The 20,700-nt window shown below is 59.7% G+C and carries 18 protein-coding genes; 8 read left to right on the top strand and 10 right to left on the bottom strand.

From position 1 onward, the window contains the following. The first annotated feature begins 309 nt into the window (after nucleotides 1-309). From ACRESJ_RS32205 to ACRESJ_RS32175, 7 genes are all read left to right on the top strand, one after another. Entirely contained in the window at nucleotides 310-1,497 is a 1,188-nt protein-coding gene (locus ACRESJ_RS32205; RefSeq protein ID WP_431761515.1) for an SfnB family sulfur acquisition oxidoreductase, read from the top strand. A gap of 23 nt (nucleotides 1,498-1,520) precedes the next feature. Continuing rightward, the gene (locus tag ACRESJ_RS32200; RefSeq protein WP_431761514.1) at nucleotides 1,521-2,714 is read left to right on the top strand and encodes an SfnB family sulfur acquisition oxidoreductase; all 1,194 of its coding nucleotides are present in this window, start codon (nucleotides 1,521-1,523) and stop codon (nucleotides 2,712-2,714) included. Next, complete coding sequence (locus ACRESJ_RS32195; protein ID WP_431761513.1) at nucleotides 2,714-4,081, top strand: LLM class flavin-dependent oxidoreductase; 1,368 nt, start codon at nucleotides 2,714-2,716, stop codon at nucleotides 4,079-4,081. Before ACRESJ_RS32200 ends, ACRESJ_RS32195 begins: the two co-directional genes overlap by 1 nt. 145 nt (nucleotides 4,082-4,226) lie before the next feature. Further along, nucleotides 4,227-5,036, top strand: coding sequence for a MetQ/NlpA family ABC transporter substrate-binding protein (locus ACRESJ_RS32190; protein ID WP_431761512.1), 810 nt, complete (start codon nucleotides 4,227-4,229; stop codon nucleotides 5,034-5,036). A 2-nt stretch (nucleotides 5,037-5,038) separates the two neighbouring features. Beyond that, nucleotides 5,039-6,160: a methionine ABC transporter ATP-binding protein gene (locus ACRESJ_RS32185; protein ID WP_431761511.1), complete on the top strand. Its 1,122-nt coding sequence runs from the start codon at nucleotides 5,039-5,041 to the stop codon at nucleotides 6,158-6,160. After that, entirely contained in the window at nucleotides 6,150-6,794 is a 645-nt protein-coding gene (locus tag ACRESJ_RS32180) for a methionine ABC transporter permease (RefSeq protein WP_008057629.1), read from the top strand. The genes ACRESJ_RS32185 and ACRESJ_RS32180 overlap by 11 nt, the downstream gene beginning before the upstream one ends. 164 nt (nucleotides 6,795-6,958) lie before the next feature. Next, nucleotides 6,959-7,585 (top strand): class I SAM-dependent methyltransferase, encoded by a 627-nt coding sequence (locus tag ACRESJ_RS32175; protein WP_431761510.1) that lies wholly within the window; start codon nucleotides 6,959-6,961, stop codon nucleotides 7,583-7,585. A 139-nt stretch (nucleotides 7,586-7,724) separates the two neighbouring features. On the opposite strand, the gene ACRESJ_RS32170 is transcribed toward ACRESJ_RS32175, so the two are convergent. From ACRESJ_RS32170 to ACRESJ_RS32160, 3 genes are read right to left on the bottom strand one after another with little or no spacing between them, the layout of a single operon-like run. Further along, nucleotides 7,725-10,778 (bottom strand): efflux RND transporter permease subunit, encoded by a 3,054-nt coding sequence (locus ACRESJ_RS32170; protein WP_431761509.1) that lies wholly within the window; start codon nucleotides 10,776-10,778, stop codon nucleotides 7,725-7,727. Further along, complete coding sequence (locus ACRESJ_RS32165; protein WP_431761508.1) at nucleotides 10,775-11,842, bottom strand: efflux RND transporter periplasmic adaptor subunit; 1,068 nt, start codon at nucleotides 11,840-11,842, stop codon at nucleotides 10,775-10,777. Before ACRESJ_RS32165 ends, ACRESJ_RS32170 begins: the two co-directional genes overlap by 4 nt. Beyond that, nucleotides 11,839-12,942, bottom strand: coding sequence for an efflux RND transporter periplasmic adaptor subunit (locus ACRESJ_RS32160; protein WP_431761507.1), 1,104 nt, complete (start codon nucleotides 12,940-12,942; stop codon nucleotides 11,839-11,841). Before ACRESJ_RS32160 ends, ACRESJ_RS32165 begins: the two co-directional genes overlap by 4 nt. Nucleotides 12,943-13,056: 114 nt before the next feature. Between ACRESJ_RS32160 and ACRESJ_RS32155 the strand changes: the two genes are divergently transcribed. Further along, nucleotides 13,057-14,253 carry an AAA family ATPase gene (locus tag ACRESJ_RS32155; RefSeq protein WP_431761506.1) on the top strand — a complete coding sequence of 399 codons (1,197 nt, stop codon included), beginning with the start codon at nucleotides 13,057-13,059 and terminating at the stop codon, nucleotides 14,251-14,253. A 201-nt stretch (nucleotides 14,254-14,454) separates the two neighbouring features. Here ACRESJ_RS32155 and ACRESJ_RS32150 read toward each other — a convergent pair whose 3' ends face one another. The 7 genes from ACRESJ_RS32150 to ACRESJ_RS32120 form a co-directional block, all read right to left on the bottom strand. Next, nucleotides 14,455-15,336, bottom strand: coding sequence for a transporter substrate-binding domain-containing protein (locus tag ACRESJ_RS32150; protein ID WP_431761505.1), 882 nt, complete (start codon nucleotides 15,334-15,336; stop codon nucleotides 14,455-14,457). Then, a complete protein-coding gene (locus ACRESJ_RS32145) occupies nucleotides 15,333-16,115 on the bottom strand; it encodes an amino acid ABC transporter ATP-binding protein (RefSeq protein WP_431761504.1) in 783 nt (260 codons plus the stop codon). The genes ACRESJ_RS32150 and ACRESJ_RS32145 overlap by 4 nt, the downstream gene beginning before the upstream one ends. After that, nucleotides 16,112-16,771: an amino acid ABC transporter permease gene (locus ACRESJ_RS32140; protein ID WP_431761503.1), complete on the bottom strand. Its 660-nt coding sequence runs from the start codon at nucleotides 16,769-16,771 to the stop codon at nucleotides 16,112-16,114. The genes ACRESJ_RS32145 and ACRESJ_RS32140 overlap by 4 nt, the downstream gene beginning before the upstream one ends. Beyond that, the gene (locus ACRESJ_RS32135) at nucleotides 16,752-17,417 is read right to left on the bottom strand and encodes an amino acid ABC transporter permease (RefSeq protein WP_431761502.1); all 666 of its coding nucleotides are present in this window, start codon (nucleotides 17,415-17,417) and stop codon (nucleotides 16,752-16,754) included. Before ACRESJ_RS32135 ends, ACRESJ_RS32140 begins: the two co-directional genes overlap by 20 nt. Before the next feature lie 490 nt (nucleotides 17,418-17,907). Then, nucleotides 17,908-18,690: a MetQ/NlpA family ABC transporter substrate-binding protein gene (locus ACRESJ_RS32130; RefSeq protein ID WP_010464830.1), complete on the bottom strand. Its 783-nt coding sequence runs from the start codon at nucleotides 18,688-18,690 to the stop codon at nucleotides 17,908-17,910. 272 nt (nucleotides 18,691-18,962) lie between these two features. Beyond that, nucleotides 18,963-19,886 carry a sigma 54-interacting transcriptional regulator gene (locus ACRESJ_RS32125; RefSeq protein WP_431761501.1) on the bottom strand — a complete coding sequence of 308 codons (924 nt, stop codon included), beginning with the start codon at nucleotides 19,884-19,886 and terminating at the stop codon, nucleotides 18,963-18,965. A gap of 55 nt (nucleotides 19,887-19,941) precedes the next feature. Next, on the bottom strand, nucleotides 19,942-20,523 hold the full coding sequence (locus ACRESJ_RS32120) for an alpha/beta hydrolase (protein WP_431761500.1): 582 nt from the start codon (nucleotides 20,521-20,523) through the stop codon (nucleotides 19,942-19,944). Nucleotides 20,524-20,700: the final 177 nt, after the last annotated feature.

The following is a 20,700-nucleotide window of genomic DNA, read 5'->3' as shown; positions in this document are numbered from 1 at the left end:
CTCCTACAGAATGCATGAAAGCCCTGTAGGAGCTGCCGCAGGCTGCGATCTGTTAGCTCTTCTATACATATTCCAAAAAGTTAGTTCATAACTATTTTATAAACACTTAAGGTATATACACCGGACCACCGGACATTCTTGTTTTCGTTCGCCGCACAGCGGCGCTTCCATGAGATGTGAGGTAGGTATGGTCCGGAACACAATCACCCCAGTGCAGATCGCCAGGGCATTGCGTGCAGCCAAGGAGCGGCACTGATGTCCAGTCTGGCAGAAGCAATCGTTTAGAGTGATCTGGACGTCGCCCCCTTGTTGTTGCCCGCCCAAGTGCTGCGCAACGATGCCCAAGCCATCAAGGCTGCCCATGAGCTGGCGCAGGTTGCCCGCGTGCAAGCAGCTAAACGTGACCAGCAGCGCAAGTTGCCTTGGTCAGAAATCGAACAATTTACCCGTAGCGGCCTGGGCAGCATCGCCATCCCGCGCGAGTACGGTGGCCCGCAGGTTTCCTTCGTCACCCTGGCCGAGGTTTTCGCGATCATTTCCGCGGCGGACCCGGCCCTCGGACAGATCCCGCAAAACCAATTCGGCATCCTCAACCTGGTGTTCGGCAGCGCGACCGATGTGCAGAAAAAACTGCTCGCCAAAAGCGTCCTCGACGGCTGGCGCATCGGTAATGCGGGGCCGGAGCGCGGCACCAAAAACACGCTTGAACTCAAGGCGCGCATCACCGCCGACGGCGAGGGTTTTGTCCTCAGCGGGCAGAAGTTCTATTCCACCGGCGCGCTGTTCGCGCACTGGGTTGCGGTCAAGGCGATCAACGATGACGGCAAGCAAGTGCTGGCCTTCGTGCGCCGGGGCACACCCGGGCTGCGCATCGTCGATGACTGGTCCGGTTTCGGTCAGCGCACCACGGCCAGCGGCACCATTTTGCTCAACAACGTGCGCGTCGACGCCGAGTTGGTGGTGGATAACTGGAAGATCAACGAGAAGCCCAATACCCAAGGCGCCGTCTCGCAGCTGATTCAAGCGGCCATCGACGCCGGCATCGCCCGGGGCGCCATCGACGACGCGATCGAGTTCGTGAAAAAACGCGCCCGACCATGGATCGACGCCAATGTCGAACGCGCCAGCGATGATCTGTATGTGATTGCCGATATCGGCAAATTGAAGATCGAACTGCACGCCGCCGAAGCCCTGCTGCGCAAGGCGGGCCAGGTACTCGATCAGGTCAGTGCCGCACCACTGACCGCCGAGTCCGCCGCCCGCGCTTCGATTGCCGTGGCAGAAGCCAAAGTGCTGACCACCGAGGTCTCGTTGCAGGCCAGCGAGAAGCTCTTCGAACTGGCCGGCAGCCGCGCCACCCTCGCCGAATTCAACCTCGATCGCCACTGGCGCAACGCCCGGGTACACACGCTGCATGACCCGGTGCGCTGGAAGTATCACGCCGTCGGCGCCTATCACTTGAACGGCACATTGCCCGCTCGCCATTCCTGGATTTAACGACCAGACAGCTGGAGAAACACATGACAAGTTCTCACCACGTCGCGGTCATAACCAGCGATGAGCAAGCCCTGATTGTCGCCAGCGACCTGGCCGATGATTTCAAGCGCGATAGCGCTCTGCGCGACCGCGAGCGTCGATTGCCGTATCCGGAGCTGGAAGTGTTTTCCCGCTCGGGCCTTTGGGGCATCAGCGTGCCAAAGGAATACGGTGGCGCTGGAGTTTCCAACGTTACCCTGGCCAAGGTGATCGCGTTGATCGCCCAGGCCGACGGCTCGCTCGGACAGATCCCGCAGAACCATTTCTATGCCTTGGAAGTACTGCGCGTGAACGGCAGCACCGAGCAGAAAAAACGCCTGTACGCCGAAGTGCTGGCCGGTCAGCGTTTCGGCAATGCACTGGCCGAACTCGGCACCAAAACCGCCCACGATCGCGTTACCCGCCTGACGCAGGACGGCAGCGGCTATCGCATCAACGGTCGCAAGTTCTACGCCACGGGCGCGATTTACGCCCAGCGCATCCCCACTTCGGTGGTGGATGAAAACGGCGTGCAGCAATTGGCATTCATCCCACGCGACAGCAAGGGATTGACCGTCATCGACGACTGGAGCGGTTTCGGCCAGCGCACCACCGGCAGCGGCTCGGTAGTGTTCGAAGATGTTTTTGTGGCCGCCGAGGATGTGATCCCGTTCCAGAGCGCTTTCGAACGCCCGACACCGGTCGGTCCACTGGCGCAGATTCTCCATGCTGCGATTGATACCGGCATCGCCCGCGCCGCCTACGAAGATGCGCTGCACTTCGTGCGCACCAAAACCCGGCCATGGATCGACGCCACCCATGAAAAAGCCACCGACGACCCGTTGACCCTCAAGAGCTTCGGCCACTTGAGCATTCGCCTGCACGCTGCCGAAGCGCTGCTTGAACGCGCCGGCGAGTTCCTCGACAAGGCCCAGGCCGATACCAGTGTCGACACCGTCGCCGCCGCATCGATTGCCGTCGCCGAGGCTCGCGCGATCAGCACGGAAATTTCCCTCGCCGCCGGCAGCACCCTGTTCGAACTGGCCGGCAGCCAGGCGACCCTGATCGAGCATGGCCTGGATCGTCACTGGCGCAACGCCCGCGTGCACACCCTCCACGATCCGGTGCGCTGGAAGTATCACGCGGTAGGCAATTACTACCTCAACGATGAAAACCCTCCGTTACGGGGGACCATCTGATGAGCACGCCTCTTCAAAGCAAAAAAAAGATCCTGCTCAACGCGTTCAACATGAACTGCATCGGGCATATCAATCACGGTTTGTGGACGCACCCCCGTGACACTTCAACCCGGTACAAGACCATCGAGTACTGGACCGAACTGGCGCAGTTGCTTGAGCGCGGTCTGTTCGACGGCTTGTTCATCGCCGATATCGTTGGCGTTTACGACGTCTATCAGAATTCGGTGGACGTGACCCTCAAGGAGTCGATCCAGCTGCCGGTCAACGACCCACTTCTGCTGGTCTCGGCCATGGCCGCGGTGACCAAGAACCTCGGCTTCGGCCTCACCGCCAACCTCACCTACGAGCCGCCGTATCTGTTCGCGCGACGCATGTCGACGCTTGATCACCTGAGCCGTGGTCGCGTGGGCTGGAACATCGTCACCGGTTACCTCGACAGCGCTGCCAAAGCCATGGGCTTGACCGAACAGGTCGAGCACGACCGTCGCTATGACCAGGCCGACGAGTACCTGGAGGTGCTTTACAAACTCTGGGAAGGCAGCTGGGAAAACGGCGCAGTGCTCAACGATCCCCGGCAGCGCGTCTATGCGCAACCGGACAAGGTGCACAAGGTCGAGCACAAGGGAGAGTTTTATCAGGTCGAGGGCTATCACCTGTGCGAGCCCTCGCCACAGCGCACGCCGGTTTTGTTCCAGGCCGGCAGCTCCGATCGTGGATTGCTGTTCGCCGGGCGGCATGCCGAGTGCGTGTTCATCAGCGGGCAGACCAAAGCATCGACCAAGGTTCAGGTGGACAAGGTCCGTGCCAGTGCCGTCGACGCAGGTCGCAACCCCGAGGACATCAAGGTGTTCATGGGCCTGAACGTGATCGTCGGCGCCACCGAGGAACTGGCCTGGGCCAAACACGCCGAGTACCTGAGCTACGCCAGTGCCGAGGCCGGCGTGGCGCATTTCTCCGCCTCCACCGGGATTGATTTTTCCGAGTACGCCATCGACGAACCGATCCAGTACGTGAAGAGCAATGCCATCCAGTCCGCGACCAAAAACCTGCAGAACAACGACTGGACCCGACGCAAATTGCTGGAACAGCACGCCCTCGGCGGACGCTACATCACCGTGGTCGGCTCGCCTGAACAAGTGGCCGACGAACTGGAATCCTGGATCGCCGAAACCGGGCTGGACGGCTTCAACCTGACGCGCATTGTCACGCCGGAAAGCTATGTGGATTTCATCGATCTGGTGATCCCCGAGCTGCAACGGCGGGGGTCGTACAAGACTGCTTATGACGAGGGCAGCTTGCGGGAAAAGCTGTTTCGCGAGGGGGCGTATTTGCCTGAGCAACACACGGGTTCGGCTTACCGGCGTTAAAAAGCATCGCTGGCAAGCCAGCTCCCACAGGTATCGCGGTGGACACAAAATTTGTGAACAACACAAAACAATGTGGGAGCTGGCTTGCCAGCGATGAGGCCCTAACAAACACCACAAATCTTATGCACTGACTGGAATGACCATCATGACCAAAAACTACCTTTCCCACCCAGTCAAAGCACTGGCCCTGGCCCTCGGCCTGTTCAGCTCGGTGACTTTCGCCGCCGACGCCCCATTGAAAATCGGCACCACCGCCGCCTTCGCGATTCCACTGGAAGCCGCCGTCGAAGAAGCCAACAAACAAGGCCTGAAAGTCGAGCTGGTGGAGTTCAGCGACTGGATCGCACCGAACGTCAGCCTCGCCTCAGGCGACATCGACGTGAATTACTTCCAGCACATCCCGTTCCTGGAAAACGCAAAAGCAGCCGCAGGTTTCGACCTGGTGCCGTTCGCGCCAGGGATCATCAACAACGTCGGCCTCTACTCGAAAAAATACAAAAGCTTCGACGAGTTGCCAGAAGGCGCCAGCGTCGCCATCGCCAACGACCCGATCAACAGCGGCCGTGGTTTGCAGCTGTTGGCCAAGTCGGGCCTGATCACTCTCAAACCTGGCGTGGGCTACAAAGCCACCGAAGAAGACATCATCGCCAACCCGAAGAAAATCAAAATCCTGCAGGTTGAAGCGGTGCAACTGGTACGCGCCTACGACGACGCCGATCTGGTCCAGGGTTACCCGGCCTACATTCGTCTGTCGAAGACCTTCGATGCCGGTTCCGCCTTGCTGTTCGACGGCCTCGATCACAAGGAATACGTGATCCAGTTCGTGATTCAGCCGAAAAGCAAAACCGACCCGCGTCTCATCAAGTTCGTCGACATTTACCAGCACTCGCCCGCCGTGCGCGCCGCCTTGGATAAAGCCCACGGCAAGCTCTATCAAGCCGGCTGGGAGAGCTGAGCATGACTGCCGCCACTCAATTGCGACTGGAGATCCCAGAGCCTCATAACGCTGCGCAAGCCGAGCTGCATCCGCAGCTCAATCGCGCCCACGTACGCTTCATCGGCCTGGGCAAAACCTACGACGGTCAACAAGGCCCGGTGGCAGCCCTGCACGGCATCGACCTGGCGATCCAGCGCGGTGAAGTGTTTGGCATCATTGGCCGCAGCGGCGCCGGCAAGTCGTCGCTGATCCGCACGATCAATCGCCTGGAGCAACCGACCTCGGGCCGGGTGCTGATCGATCAGGTCGACATTGGCGAGTTCGATGAGGACCGCCTGGTGGCGCTGCGTCGGCGCATCGGCATGATCTTCCAGCACTTCAACCTGATGTCGGCCAAGACCGTTTGGCAGAACGTCGAGCTGCCGTTGAAAGTCGCCGGCGTACCCAAGGAAAAGCGCGAGCAAAAGGTCCGTGAACTGCTGGAGCTGGTGGGCCTGCAGGCCAAGCACAAAGCATATCCGGCGCAACTCTCCGGCGGGCAGAAACAGCGTGTCGGCATCGCCCGCGCGCTGGTGCATGACCCGGCGATTCTGCTGTGCGACGAAGCCACGTCGGCGCTGGATCCGGAGACCACGCAATCGATCCTCGGTTTGCTGCGCGAGATCAATCAGCGCCTGGGTTTGACCATCGTCCTGATCACCCACGAGATGGCGGTGATTCGTGAAATCTGCGATCGCGTCGTGGTCCTCGAACACGGGCGAATCGTCGAGCAAGGCCCGGTGTGGGAGGTGTTCGGCAACCCGCGGCACGAGGTGAGCAAAACCTTGCTCGCACCGTTGCAACATGCCCTGCCAGCGGAGCTGCAAAGCCGCTTGCAACCGCAACCGCAAACGTCGGAAGACGCCGTGGTGCTGCGCCTGCAATTTACCGGGACGGCTCACGCCGAGCCGGACCTGGCCGCGCTCTTCACTGCCCTCGGTGGCCGCGTGCGCTTGCTGCAGGGTGGCGTGGAACGGATTCAGGGACATGCACTCGGGCAACTGCTGCTGGCCGTGACCGGCTCGCCCCTCGATGCCGAAGAACTGCGGCAACGCGCCGGCAACTGGGCGCAACAGGTAGAGGTGTTGGGTTATGTGGTTTGATCGCTTGCTGCAAGGTTTCATCGACACGTTCTTGATGGTCGGCGTGTCGTCATTGATCGCACTGCTGGCGGGTATTCCGCTGGCGGTCATCCTGGTCACCAGCTCCAAGGGCGGCATTTACGAAGCCCCGGCGCTGAACCGTGCACTGGGCGCGTTCGTGAACCTGTTCCGCTCGATTCCGTTTCTGATCTTGATGGTGGCGCTGATTCCGTTCACCCGGCTGATCGTCGGCACCACCTACGGCGTGTGGGCCGCCGTCGTGCCATTGACCATCGCCGCCACGCCGTTTTTTGCACGCATCGCCGAAGTCAGTCTGCGCGAGGTCGATCACGGCTTGATCGAAGCGGCGCAAGCCATGGGTTGCCGTCGCGGGCACATCGTTTGGCATGTGCTGTTGCCCGAGGCGCTGCCGGGGATTGTCGGCGGGTTCACGATCACGTTGGTGACCATGATCAATTCATCGGCCATGGCCGGGGCGATTGGTGCGGGTGGGTTGGGTGACATCGCCTATCGGTATGGGTATCAGCGGTTCGATAGCCAGATCATGCTGACGGTAATTGTGTTGCTGGTGGCGTTGGTGGCGGTGATTCAGTTGGGTGGGGATCGGTTGGCGCGGGGGTTGAACAAGCGGTAGATCAAGATCAAAAGATCGCAGCCTGCGGCAGCTCCTACAGTGGATCGTGTTGTCTGAGCCGACGCGGTCAACTGTAGGAGCAAGCTTGCTCGCGATGGGCTGCGCAGCAGCCCCAAGCCTCTTGGCGTATATTCGGCAAATCCCAATTGCCTGCGTAGCCGACCATGAAACAGACGCCCACCGATCTGGAGCAGATCACCTCCACCACGCTCGGCCACTACAACTCGGTGGCCGAAAGCTTTCGCGAAGGCACTCGCGATCATGATGTCAGCCAGAATATCGATGCGTTGCTGCGGCATATTCAGGGGCAAGCGCCGTTCGACGTTCTCGATTTTGGCTGTGGTCCCGGGCGCGATCTTCAGACCTTTACCCGCATGGGCCACAAGGCAATCGGTCTCGACGGTTCCGAGAAACTGGCGCAGATGGCCCGCGAGGACAGTGGATGCGAAGTCTGGCAGCAGGACTTTCTGAAACTCGATTTGCCGGCCGAGCGGTTCGACGGGATTTTTGCCAATGCGGTGTTGTTTCACATCCCTCGCCAGGAACTGCCTCGGGTGCTGAAGCAGTTGCGTGAGTCGCTGAAACCAGGTGGCGTGTTGTTCAGTTCCAATCCACGTGGCGAGAACCAGGAAGGCTGGAATGGGCCGCGTTATGGGTCGTATCACGATCTTGCGGCTTGGCAGCAATTGCTGACTGAGGCGGGGTTTGTGGAGCTGGAGCATTACTACCGGCCGACGGGGCTGCCGCGGGAGCAGCAGCCTTGGTTGGCGAGTGTTTGGCGAAGGGTTTAAGTCTTGGGTTTGCGGTGTCAATACTGACGCCATCGCGGGCAAGCCCGCTCCCACAGGTATCGCGGTCGAACACAAAGTGTGTATACGGCGCAAACACTGTGGGAGCGGGCTTGCCCGCGATGAGCGCGCAGCGCTCGCTTTAAACCGCCTCTTTCTTCGGCTCGCGGATCCTGTACCAAGCCACATACAGCGCCGGCAGAAACAGCAATGTGAGTAGCGTGGCGACGATGATCCCGCCGATCATCGCGTAGGCCATCGGCCCCCAGAACACTTCCCGGGCAATCGGGATCATGCCCAGGCTCGCCGCCGCGGCGGTCAGCAGGATGGGTCGGCGACGGTGCTCGGTGGCTTCCACCACGGCATCCCACGGCGAATACCCTTCATGCTCGAACGCCTCGATCTGGGTCACCAGGATCACCGAGTTGCGGATGATGATGCCGATCAGCGCCAGGATCCCCAGGATCGCCACAAAGCCCATGGGCGTGCCCGTCGGCACCAGTGCCAGCACCACGCCGATCAAACCCAGCGGCGCGACGCTGACCACCAGGAACAGCTTCTGCACACTGTGCAACTGAATCATCAGGAAGGTTGCCATCAGGAAGATCATCAACGGCACGACCTTGTTGATCGGCCCTTGGGCCTTGGCGCTCTCCTCCACGGTACCGCCGGTGGCGACTTTGTAGCCCGCCGGCAATTGCGCGGCGAACTTGTCGATGTCCGGCTTGAGCAGGGCTACCAGATCGGTGGGTTGAATCTCGCCGATGGTGCCGGCCTTAATGGTGATCGTCGGTTTTCGGTCGCGGCGCCACACCAATGGCTGTTCCAGTTCATAGCGCACGGTGGCAAACGCCAGCAGCGGAATGGAAACGCCGCCCGGTGTGACGATCTGCAGGTTCTGCAAGGTTTCCGGCGAACCCCGCTCGGCATCCACCGCGCGGCCGACCACGTTGATCAGGTAGATGTCATCGTCGACCTGAGTCACCGTCGAGCCGCTGACGATGCTGTTCATCAGGTTAGCCACGTCCTCGGACGACAGCCCGAGTTGGCGGGCCTTGTCCTGCGCGATGTCGATGCGCACGACCTTGCCCGGCTCGTTCCAGTCGAAAATGATCTCGCCGATGTGTGGGTTCTTGTCCAGCACAGTGGCCAGGTCGATGGCGTGCTTACGCACCTGGTCGATGTCCTGGCCGCTGACCCGGTATTGCATCGGCCGGCCCACGGGCGGACCCATCTCCAACGCTTGGACGAAGCTGCCGATGCCGACGAAGTCTTTGCGCAGACGCTCGCGCAGGCGATCACTGAGGACCTTGCGGGTTTCGAAGTCCTTGCTGACGATCACCAGCTGCGCGTAGTAAGGGTTTTGCAGTTGCTGGTCCAGTGGCAGGTAGAAACGAATCGCGCCCTGGCCGATGTAGCTGCTCCAGCGCACGATGTCCGGATCGTCCTTGAGGGTCGCTTCGAGCTTGTCCACGGCTTTGCGGGTTTCATCGATGGAAGCGTTCTGTGGCAGGTTCAGGTCCACGAGAATTTCCGGGCGATCCGAGGCCGGGAAGAACTGGTTCTGCACCAGGCCCATGCCTAACACCGACAGCACGAACAGCAGCACCGTGAAGCCGATCGCCCACCAGCGATTACGCATGCTCCATAGAAGGCCATTATTGAAAGCCCGCCCCAGGCGCCCAGGATCTTCCGAGTGCGGCTTCACTTTGGTGCTGAGAATGTGCACGCCGATCACCGGGGCGAATAGCACCGCGACGACCCACGAAACAATCATGGCCACCGCAATCACCGCAAACAGGGTGAAGGTGTATTCGCCGGCCGAGCTGCCGTTTAGGCCGATGGGTACGAAACCGGCAACCGTCACCAGGGTACCGGTGAGCATCGGGAACGCGGTCGAGGTGTAGGCAAAGGTCGCGGCTTGTTCCTTGGTTTCGCCCAGTTCCAGGCGCGAAACCATCATCTCGACGGTAATCATCGCGTCATCCACCAACAGGCCCAGGGCGATGATCAGCGCGCCGAGGGAGATCCGCTGCATGGTGATGCCGCTGTATTCCATGAATACAAAGACCATCGCCAGCACCAACGGGATCGAGCACGCCACCACCAGCCCCGCACGCACGCCGAGGCTGATGAAGCTGACCACCAGCACGATCACCACGGCCTCGAACAAGGCGCTGGTGAAGCCACCGACGGCTTGCTCCACCACCACGGCCTGGTCGGACACGTTGTGCACGCCAACGCCCACGGGCAGGTTGGCCGTCAGCTCATTGATCCGCTGGTGCAACGCCTTGCCGAAGGTCTGGATGTTGCCGCCCGACTGCATGGCAATGGCCAGGCCGATGGCGGGCTGGCCGTTGAAGCGAAACTCCGGGGTCGCAGGATCGACATAACCACGACGGATATCGGCAATGTCAGCCAGTCGATAAAAGCGATCATTGAGGCGCAGATTGACGTTGGCCAGGTCCTTCTCGGAAATGAACTGACCGGAAGTGCGCACCGAAATCCGCTCGGGACCGGCCTCGATCACCCCCGCCGGGGTCACGGCGTTCTGGGTTTGCAGACTTTGAACGACTTGCTGCTGGTCGATCCCCAGTGCCGCCAGTTTGCGCGTGGAGAAATTCAGGAAGAGCACTTCGTCCTGCTGGCCAATCATCTCGATCTTGCCCAACCCCGGCACGCCACGGATCTCGTCCCGAGCCTGCTCGACATAGTCACGCAACTGGCGCATCGACAAGCCGTCGGCGGTAAAGGCGTAGATCGAACCGAACACGTCACCGAACTCGTCGTTGAACGCAGGCCCTTGAAGCCCCTGGGGGAACGAGCCGCGAATGTCGTTGATCTTCTTGCGCACCTGGTACCAGATTTCCGGAATGTCCTTGGCTTTGGTGGTGTCACGCAAGTTCACGTAAACCGTGGATTCGCCGGGCCGGGTGTAGCTTTTCACGTAGTCGAGGGAATCAAGCTCCTCAAGTTTTTTCTCGATGCGGTCGGTCACCTGCTTGAGGGTTTCCTCCTGCGTCGCACCGGGCCATTTACTCTGGATCACCATGGTCTTGATGGTGAACGAAGGGTCTTCCTCACGCCCCAGGTTGATGTAGGAAATCACCCCCATCAGCAACGCGACGAACATCAGGTACCAGATGAATGACTGATGTTTGAGTGCCCATTCGGATACGTTGAAACTCCCTTTCATTGTGGGCTTCCTTCGTCGACTTTGACTTTTTGCCCCGGTTTGAGGCTGTTCACGCCCGCACTCACGATTCGCTCGCCGGACTTCACGCCACTGGCCACCAGCACGGTGCTGTCGGTGCGGCTGACGACGCTGACGTCTCGGGGAGAAACGGTTTGCGCCTGGGTATCGACGACCCAGATGCGCGGCTTGCCCTCGACCTCCTGCAAGGCGCTCAGGGGCAGTTCGATTTGCGGCTTGATGGCTGAGCTCAGGGTCACGCTGATCGCCGTGCCCAGGCGAAATGCAGCCGGTGTTTCGGTCAGGGTCAGGCGCGCGCGCCGGGTACGGGTGGTGCTCTCGGCCTGGGGCTCGATTTCACGCACGATAGCCGTGGTGTTGATGTCCGGGTTCAGCTGCGAGGCGACCTTGAACACCACATCCGCGGGCATCTGGATGATCAGGGTATCCGGCAGGTCGATCACCGCTTCCTTGATGTCCGGTTGCGCCAGGGTCACCACCTGTTGACCGGCGGTGACGACTTGCCCGGCTTCGGCCATCCACGCGGTGACCACCGCTTTGTGATCGGCGCGCAGTTCAACGTAATTGAGCTGATCCTTGGCCTGGCTCACCGAAGCACGTGCCTGATCGAGGGACGCCTGGGTGGTTTTCAGGTCGGTCAGTGCCGAGTCCAGTTGCGCCTGGGAACCGACGCCTTGATCGAACAGGCTTTGCTGGCGTCGGGCGGTGGCCTGGGCATTGATCAAGTTGGCCTGGATGCTTGCCAGGTTGCCCTCTGCCGAGCGCAACTGGTTCTGTTGGTCGGTGGGGTCGAGCGAGGCAAGCAAATCACCCTTCTCGACCTCGGCGCCCACATCGACGCTACGGCTGGCAATCCGTCCCGGCACGCGGAAACCGACGTTGCTTTCATAACGGGCCTGGATGTTGCCCGCAAATCGTCCGAGATTCTGCTCACCCAGCGCCTCGACCTTGATCGACAACACCGGCCGCACCGGCTCCGGTGGCGCTTCTTTTTTCGAGCAGGCCACCAGCATCAGACCGGCGCACATCAGTAACAGGCGCCTCATGGCTGTGCCTCCTTGGCCAGTTCCTTGTAGGTGTTTTCGGCGATCTCCACCGTGACGCCGGGGTGCAGCAACTGCCCGCCGGCAATGACCACTTTTTCACCGCCATCCAGGCCTGCACTGATGATGACTTTACCGGTCAGGTAACGGCCAACAGTGACCGGGTGCAGTTGCGCCTTGCCCTCGGCGTCCACCAGCCACACGGCTGGTTCGCTGACTTTCTTGGTGAGTGCCGACCAGGGTAACTGCACGGCGACCTTGCCCTTTGAGGTGCCGGTGGCGCTCACCACCGACCCCAGCTGCATGCCCGGTGGCAGGCTGTCGAGGGTGATCTTGACCTGCACCGTGCCAGTCTGTTCTGAGACGGCCGGGGTGATTTCCCGAACAGTACCGGTGGTTTTGATCGCCGGGTTATCGAGCAGGCTGACCTGCACCGTTTTGTCCGAGATCGGTTCGGCCAACAGCGACTCGTAGACGTTGAAAACCGCATCGCGCCCACCGTCCTGGGCCAGGCTGTAAATCGGCACCGTGGCCTGCACCACCTGGCCGACTTCGGCCTGACGCGCCGTGATCACCCCCGGCGCTTCGGCAATCAACGCGGTGTAGCTAAGTTGCTCTTTCGCATTGGCCAATTGCGCCTGGGCCGCCGCCAGCGAACTCTGGGTGCTGCGCAATGCGGCCTGGGCGGAGTCATATTCACTTTGGCTGGTGTAGCCCTTGGGCAGCAGTTTTTGCTGGCGCACGAACGAAGCAGCGTTCTGCTTGAGCTTGGCCTGTTCGGCGACGACCTGGGCCTGTGCCGAGTCGACATTGGTTTGCAGGTCCTTGGGATCGAGTCTGGCGAGTACTTGTTTGGCGGAGATCCGGTCGCCGACATCGACGCTACGCTGGATGATCTTGCCGCCCACGCGGAAGGACAACTCAGTCTGAACCCGGGCCTGCACATCGCCGGTCAAGGTGACACTGGCACCATAGTCACCGGGCTTCACTATTTGCACAAAAACTCTTGGGCGGTCCTTCTCGGCCGGCTTCTCTTGATTGCAAGCGGTCAGTAATACCAAGAGGCTCAGACCGAGCGCTATTTTCAATCCGGGACAAGCCATGCAGACTCCTTTGCTTTGTGCGGGCGCAATACGTCTGTCAGCTTAGAACAGGGTTTTAAACGCGCCCACTGTGACATCAAATAAAGTCCGGTTCCCGGAAGCAGGATGCTTTCCATGCTTAAAACGCTCGCGGTAGCCAATTACCGCTCGATCAATAAACTGGTGATCCCGCTGGGTCGGTTGAACCTGATCACAGGTCCCAACGGCAGTGGCAAGTCCAATCTTTACCGTGCGTTGCGCCTGCTGGCGGAAACCGCCCAGGGTGGCGTGGTCAATGCGCTGGCCCGCGAGGGCGGGCTGGATTCGACCTTCTGGGCAGGCCCGGAAACCATCACGCGGCGCATGCGCAATGGTGAGGTGCCGATCGAGGCCACGGTGCGCCACGGCGTTAAACGCTTGCGTTTAGGGTTCGCCGGTGAGGACTTCGGTTACTCGATCAGCCTGGGGCTGCCCGATTCCAATGGCCACTTCATGTTGCCCGGACACAGCTCTCCCATCCCGTCACGTTTCAGTCTCGACCCGCAAGTAAAACGCGAATGCCTCTGGGCCGGGCCGTTCTATCGCCCGGCAAGCCTGCTGGTGGATCGCGACGGCCCGATGATCCGCGCCCGCGCCAACCGTAGTTGGGATGTGTTGGCGCAACACACGCCGAATTTCGACAGTCTGTTCGATCAAGTCGGCAGCCTGCGCAACTCGCCAGAGATCCTGGAAATGCGCGAGTTCATCCGCCGCTGGCGCTTCTACGATCACTTTCGCAGCGATGCCGATGCACCGGTGCGTCAGCCACAACTAGGGACGCGCACCCCGGTGTTGCATCACGATGGAAGGGACCTGGCGGCCGCGTTGCAGACCATTATCGAAATCGGCGACCCAGAGGCTCTGCAAAATGCGATCAGCGACGCATTTCCCGGCGCACGCCTACACATCGAGGCGCTGCCTGGCGGGCGCTTCGCCATCGAGTTCTTTCAGGAAGGATTGCTGCGGCCCTTGTCGGCCGCCGAGCTATCAGACGGAACGTTGCGTTACCTGCTGTTGGTGGCGGCCCTGCTGACGCCTCGGCCGCCGACGCTGATGGTACTGAACGAACCGGAAACCAGCCTGCATCCAGACCTGCTGCCGGCGTTGGCGCGACTGATCATCCGCGCCTCGGAGCATTGCCAGGTGTGGGTGGTGTCCCATGCGCGGCGGTTAATCTCGGCGCTTCAGGAAGACCCGGAATGCAATTGCATCGTGCTGGAGAAAACCCTCGGCCAGACCGGGATCGTCGGCCAGCGGATGCTGGATGAGCCGGCGTGGTATTGGCCGGATTAAACCTGACATTCACCACCGCCATCGCCAGCAAGCCGGCGCCTACAGACTTTTGTCGTACATATTCTGACCAAACACCCTTTTCTCTGTAGGAGCTGTCGAGTGCAACGAGGCTGCGATCTTTTGATTTTAAGAAGCAAGATCAAAAGATCGCAGCCTTCGGCAGCTCCTACAGAGGGAAAGTGTTTACAGGCTCGAAGGGGATTACCCCTGCCACTTACCACCCTCGACAATCACGCTCTCAGGCTTGGTGTCATCGCTCAGTTCCTTGCGCACATATTGGTCGTACAGCTTGAGCAGGTACTTGTCCTCACCCAACTTTGCCAACTCGGCATTCACCCAGTCGCGCAACTCGATGTTGCCCTTCTTCACCGCAGGCGCAATCGGAGCCTCGGCGCCGAGGGTCTGGCTGAGCACACGGTAGCCAGGGTTTTGCTTGGCCCAGCTGAACAACACCAGATTGTCTTGCGCATAGGCATCGCCACGCCCATTGGCGAGCGCTTGCAGGGACTCGGAGTTTTTCTCGAACTTGAGCAGTTTCCAGTCCGGATGGTTTTTGGTCAGCCAGATGTCGGCCGTGGTGCCGGTGGTCACGATGGTGGTTCGGGTGGCCAGGTCATCGAGGTTTTTTACATCGCTGTTCTGAGGCACCAATGCCTGCACGGCGACCTTGAGGTTCGGATTGGTGAACTCCACCGCTTCCTTGCGCTCAGGGGTGACGGTCATGTTGGCCAGGATCAGGTCGACCTTGTCGCTTTGCAGGAATGGAATCCGGCTGGCGGGCTCCACCGCTACGAACTCGACCTTGTTTTCATCCCCCAGCAGGTCCTTGGCGAATTGCCGACCGATGTCGGTATCGAAACCGACGTAGCGCCCGGCTTCATTGACGAAACCGAAGGGCGGTTTGTCGGTGAACACGCCCACGATCAACTTGTCCCGTGCCTTGATTTTTTCCAGATAACTGGCCGGTGCAGTGCTTTCACTGGCGACTTTCGGTTTGGGCGCCTCTTCGGTTTTGTTGCACCCGGCCAGTAACGCAAGGCCCAGCAGTGGCAGTAGCAAGAGTGAAGACTTGGCGATTTTCATAGCAGTTCCAGTTCCTTTGTTTGAGTCGTTTCGGGTAGTGCGGCGACGTAGGAGAACTTCTCCAGGAACTGCTGCGCTCGTGCGGTTTGCGGGTTCGTAAAGAAAATCTCGGGAGGGTTTTGCTCAAGGATGCGCCCGGCATCCATGAACACAATGCGATCGGCCACAGCGCGGGCGAAGGCCATTTCGTGGGTGACGATCAACAGGGTCATGCCCTCGCGGGCCAATCCCTGAATGACTTCCAGCACTTCCTTGACCATTTCCGGGTCGAGGGCGGCGGTAACTTCATCGAAGAGCATGACTTTGGGGTTCATGCACAGCGAACGGACAATGGCGATACGTTGTTGCTGGCCGCCGGAGAGCTGACGCGGGAAGGCGTCTTGCTTGTCCAGCAAGCCGACGCGTTCAAGCAAGGCCTGAGCTTGGGCACGAGCCTCGTGACGCTCACGTTTCTGGACTTTGAGCGGGCCGAGCAGCAGGTTGTCGAGCACACTCATGTGCGGGAACAGGTGATAACTCTGGAACACCATGCCGACTTGCTGTCGCACCTCGCGCCAATCAGTGGACGTGTCCAACAGTTCACGGCCGCCGAATTTCAGGCTGCCGCTGTGGGCGACTTCCAGACCATTGAGGCAGCGCAGCAATGTACTTTTTCCGCAGCCGCTGGGGCCGAGGATAACGATGACTTCGCCCGGCTTCACACTCAGGTCGATCTCTTTGAGCACCTGCTGCTCAGCGAAAAATTTGTTGAAGCCCTTGAACTCGATCAATGCGCTCATGCTTGCGTCCAGCGCCGTTCCAGCACACGCGAAGCGGCCGACAACGGGTAGCAAATGAAAAAGAAGAACAGGAAAAGAGCGCCGTAGATCAGCACCGATTCGTAGGTGCGTTCGATGATCTGCTGACCGACCTTGATCACATCCACTACACCGATCAACACCGCCAGGGAACTGGTCTTGATGATCCGCGTATAGACGTTGATGGTCGGTGGCGTCATGCGTTTGAGCGCCTGCGGCAGCAACACGTAACCGTAGAGTTGCGGGGCATTCAGGCCAATCGACAGCCCAGCCTCGCGCTGCCCGCGTGGCAACGAATGCAACGCACCGCGCACCACTTCGCCAACCTCGCTGGCGCCCCACAGCGACAGCACCAGCACCGCGCACCAGAAGCTTGGGATGCTCACTCCAAAAAAGATCGGCAGGCCGAAGAACAACAGGTACAGCCAAACCAGCACCGGAATCGCCCGGAACAGCTCCAGATAAACCCGCAGAATCGCATTCAGCCACGTCACATTCAGCGTGCGCAGTACGCCGTAGAGCACACCGCCCAAGGTGCTGATGGCGATGCTCAGAAAGGAAATCGACAGAGTTTGCGCAGCGCCCTTGCCCAGTTGCGGCAACGACACCCACAGCAACTCAAGACCCGAACTGGCCATGTTGCAGCCTCCTTTCCAAACGGCTGAGCAACAGCGACAGCGGCAAGAACAGCAGCACGCAAATCAATGTCAGCACGGCGAGCATTTCGTAGGTTTTGTAATAGAGCGCGATGTAGCTTTTGGTGGTGTAGAGAATTTCCGGCACCGCCACCGCCGAAACCACGGTCGTTTCCTTGAGCAGGAAAATGAAATTGGCGAACAGTGACGGCAAGCTGAGGATGCCGGCCTGCGGCAGGATCACGTATCGCAGTAATTGCCCCTGGGACAGGCCGATGGAACGACCGGATTCCAGTTGCGCCGCAGGCACTGCATCCACGCCGGCGCGCAGCACTTCGGTGAGATAGGCTCCACCCAGGAATGTCATGGTGATGATCGCCGCGGCAAAACCCGAGACCTTGATGCCCAGTGCGGGCAAGGCGAAATAAACGAAGAACAGTTGAATCAGCAGCGGCGTATTGCGTGCCAGCTCAACGTAGAGCCCAACCAGCCTGCGCAGGTAAGGCACGCGAAACACCAGAACAGTGGCGTTGACCAGCGCCACCAGCAACGACGTGCCGATGGCGATCAATCCGACCTGCAGCGTCACGCCCACAGCCTTGAGAAACGCCGGCAGGGTGCTGAGGATAAAAGCGTAATCGAAGTTCATTGAACATCCTGAACGCCGCTCGATAAGCGACGGTGGCGCAGTCCATGGGTCGTGGATAACGGCCCTGCAAGCACCAACTTTAAAGGCATAAGAAATTAAATTTAAATACCGTTAAAGCATATTGATATCACGTAAAAAACTACCTTTGGTATTTGCCGGGGCGGCGTAAGACGACTATTTTCCCTTGCGCCGTAGGAAGGGTCTTTATTTCACGATGCCCCTCCAAGGACGGATCGCTTTTGGCCAGACTCCCGGCCGACCACTCACAAGGATGAGAAAAATGGCAGACGTGAAAGTGCCACCGCCGATGAATCCACAGGACATCGTCAAGTTGCTGATAGCGTTGCGCAGGGCGTTGAAGGCCAAGGCGGCCTGAACCCGGTAGGAGCTGCCGAAGGCTGCGATCTTTTGCTTTCGCAGTACCATAAAAAAACGCCGACGCTGTATCAGCCGTCGGCGTTTGAAACCTTGAAAGGGTTTACTTCGCGAATCAGAACGCTGGCAGTACCGCGCCGCTGTACTTCTTCTCGATGAATGCTTTTACTTCCGGGCTGGTCAGGGCTTTGGCCAGTTTCTGGATGGCAACGCTGTCCTTGTTATCAGGACGAGCTACCAGGAAGTTCACGTAAGGCGAGTCTGCGCCTTCGATCACCAGCGCGTCTTTAGCAGGGTTCAGGCCTGCTTCCAGCGCGTAGTTGGTGTTGATCATGTCCAGGTCGACCTGGTCCAGAACACGCGGCAGCATGGCCGATTCGAGTTCTTTGAACTTGAAGTTGTGCGGGTTCTTGGCGATGTCTTTTGGCGTGGCCAAGGCGTTTTTCGGGTCTTTCAACTCGATCAGGCCAGCCTTCTGCAGCAGGATCAGGGCACGGCCGCTGTTGCTGCCTTCGTTAGGGATGGCAATGGTCGCGCCGTCCTTGAGCTCAGCCAGGGTTTTGACTTTCTTGGAGTAGCCACCGAACGGTTCAACGTGAACGCCGATGACAGTCACCAGGTTGGTGCCTTTGCCTTCGTTGAAGCTTTTCAGGTATGGCAGGGTCTGGAAGTAGTTGGCGTCCAGACGCTTCTGGTCAACCTGCACGTTTGGCTGAACGTAGTCGGTGAAGACTTTGATTTCCAGATCCACGCCTTCTTTGGCGAGGGTTGGCTTGATCAGTTCAAGAATCTCGGCGTGTGGAACCGGGGTCGCCGCCACCACCAGTTTCTCGCCAGCCTGGGCCAGGCCCGCAGTCAGGGCAGCCGCCAGTGCGGTGAACAACAGAACCTTTTTCATGCAGTGTCCTTATCGAAAATCATGGTCGCTTGTGGCGACGGCTATCAATACGAGTGCCAGTGAAGTGCTATCGCTGGCGTGAGGCGGACAATACCGGGATTTTTTATTCCCGAACAATATCTTTTATTCACTTTCATATTCCATTTTGTTCATACAGCTCTAGCTCGCGGGTTACCTGTAGGAGCGAAGCTTGCTCGCGATGGAGGTCAACGATGACGCTGGGAACCTGACACTCCGCGGTGTACTCAGGTTTTTCGCGAGCAAGCTCGCTCCTACAGGATTCCGGTGTTTTTCAGGAGTTGTTTCAGGGCTTCTTTTTCGGCGGCTGATCCGCTGGCGAGAATGAGCTTGAGCTGTTGTTCAATTTGCTTGAGGCCGTCATCAGGCAAATTCAGATGCTCCGGCAAAATCTCGTCGCCGGTACTCACCAGCAACGCGAAGTGAATGACGTTTTCCAGTTCGCGGGTGTTGCCCGGCCAACTATGGCGCTCCAGCACCTGTTGTGCGGCTTCGCTGATCAGCGGCACTGGAAGATCCAGGCGCTGGCTGTAGATGCCCAGGAAATACTCCGCCAACGACAGGATGTCGCCCACCCGCTCACGCAAGGCCGGCAGTTCGAGTTGGCCTTCACTGAGGTAGTGATAGAGCCGCTCATGGAATTTCCCGACGGCAACCGCCTGGGCCAGGTCGATGCTGGTGGCCGCCACAAGACGCACATCCACCGGGCTCGGCTGATGGGCGCCGACCCGCGTCACTTCGTGGTTCTCCAGTGCGGCGAGCAATTTGATCTGGATCGGCAGCGGCAAATCGCCGATTTCGTCCAGGTACAACGTGCCGCCGTTGGCCGAACCGAACCAGCCGGCGCGACTGCTGGCGGAACCTGTGTAACTGCCCGCGGCATATCCGAACAGTTCAGCATCGGCGTAGGTCGGGCTGATCGCGCCGCAATTGACCGAGACGAATAGCCCTGGGCGATCGCTGGCACGGTGGATGTGCCGCGCCAGCAGCTCCTTGCCGCTGCCGGTTTCGCCACGGATCAGTACCGAGAGCGAGCGCGGCGCCAGTTGCTCCAGCTCCTGGCGTAATTGTCGTGAACGCGGATCGACGAATACCAACGCCTTGGCGCGGATACTCAGAGGGCTTTTTTCAGCGTCGGGAAACGTCAGCAGTGGCTGACCGAAGGCTTCGAAACTCATGGCAGACTCCCGCCCAACACCGTCGGGAGACGGGGGCGTTTAAAAAAAGAAAAGGTCAGGCACGACGCAGGGCATGCTGTTCCATGCGGTTTTGCAGGCGATACAGATAGGCAAAACCCTGCTCCCAGCGCTGGTGACCGGACTTCACATTGATGTGCCCGGCGCCCGCCAGAATCCCGGCCTCGGCGCCCCAGTTGCGCGCCAGTTCCAATGCGCGTGGCGCACTGACGGCGCTGTCGTTATCGGAGCTGACGACCTGACTCGGGAACGGCAAAAGATCTGTCGGGATCGGGGCAAAATTGCGCAAGGCCGGCGAGCAGGCCGGACGCTCGACGTCCGCCGGCGCAACCAGCAAAGCGCCGCGCACCTGACGCAAATGCTGCACGGGCGCGGTGGCCGCCCAATGCGCAACGGTGATGCAACCCAGGCTATGGGCAATCAGGATGACCGGACTGCTGTCGGCGGCAATCGCCTCGGCCAGCGCCGCGACCCAGTCTTCGCGCCGTGGCGTCAGCCAATCGGCCTGCTCCACCCGAGCGCTGTTGGGCAGGCTGTTCTGCCAATGGCTTTGCCAATGATCTTCTGGCGATCCTTGCCAGCCCGGCACAATCAGGTAGCGAATGGGTTCGTTGCGCATGGGGAACTCTCCTGCTGCGTGTCTGTTCCCGGTCGAGTATAGGGAGGAGAGTTATATTCGTTAAGGAATAAGAAGCTATTTATTAAGACCCATATCGAATATATAGCCCCAATCCTGTAGGAGCGAAGCTTGCTCGCGAAGGAGTGTCAGCCGACGCCAAGGTGACTGATACACCTT

Source organism: Pseudomonas sp. (assembly GCF_050739655.1).
GTDB lineage: Bacteria > Pseudomonadota > Gammaproteobacteria > Pseudomonadales > Pseudomonadaceae > Aquipseudomonas.
This window is presented reverse-complemented; position numbering and strand designations above follow the sequence as displayed.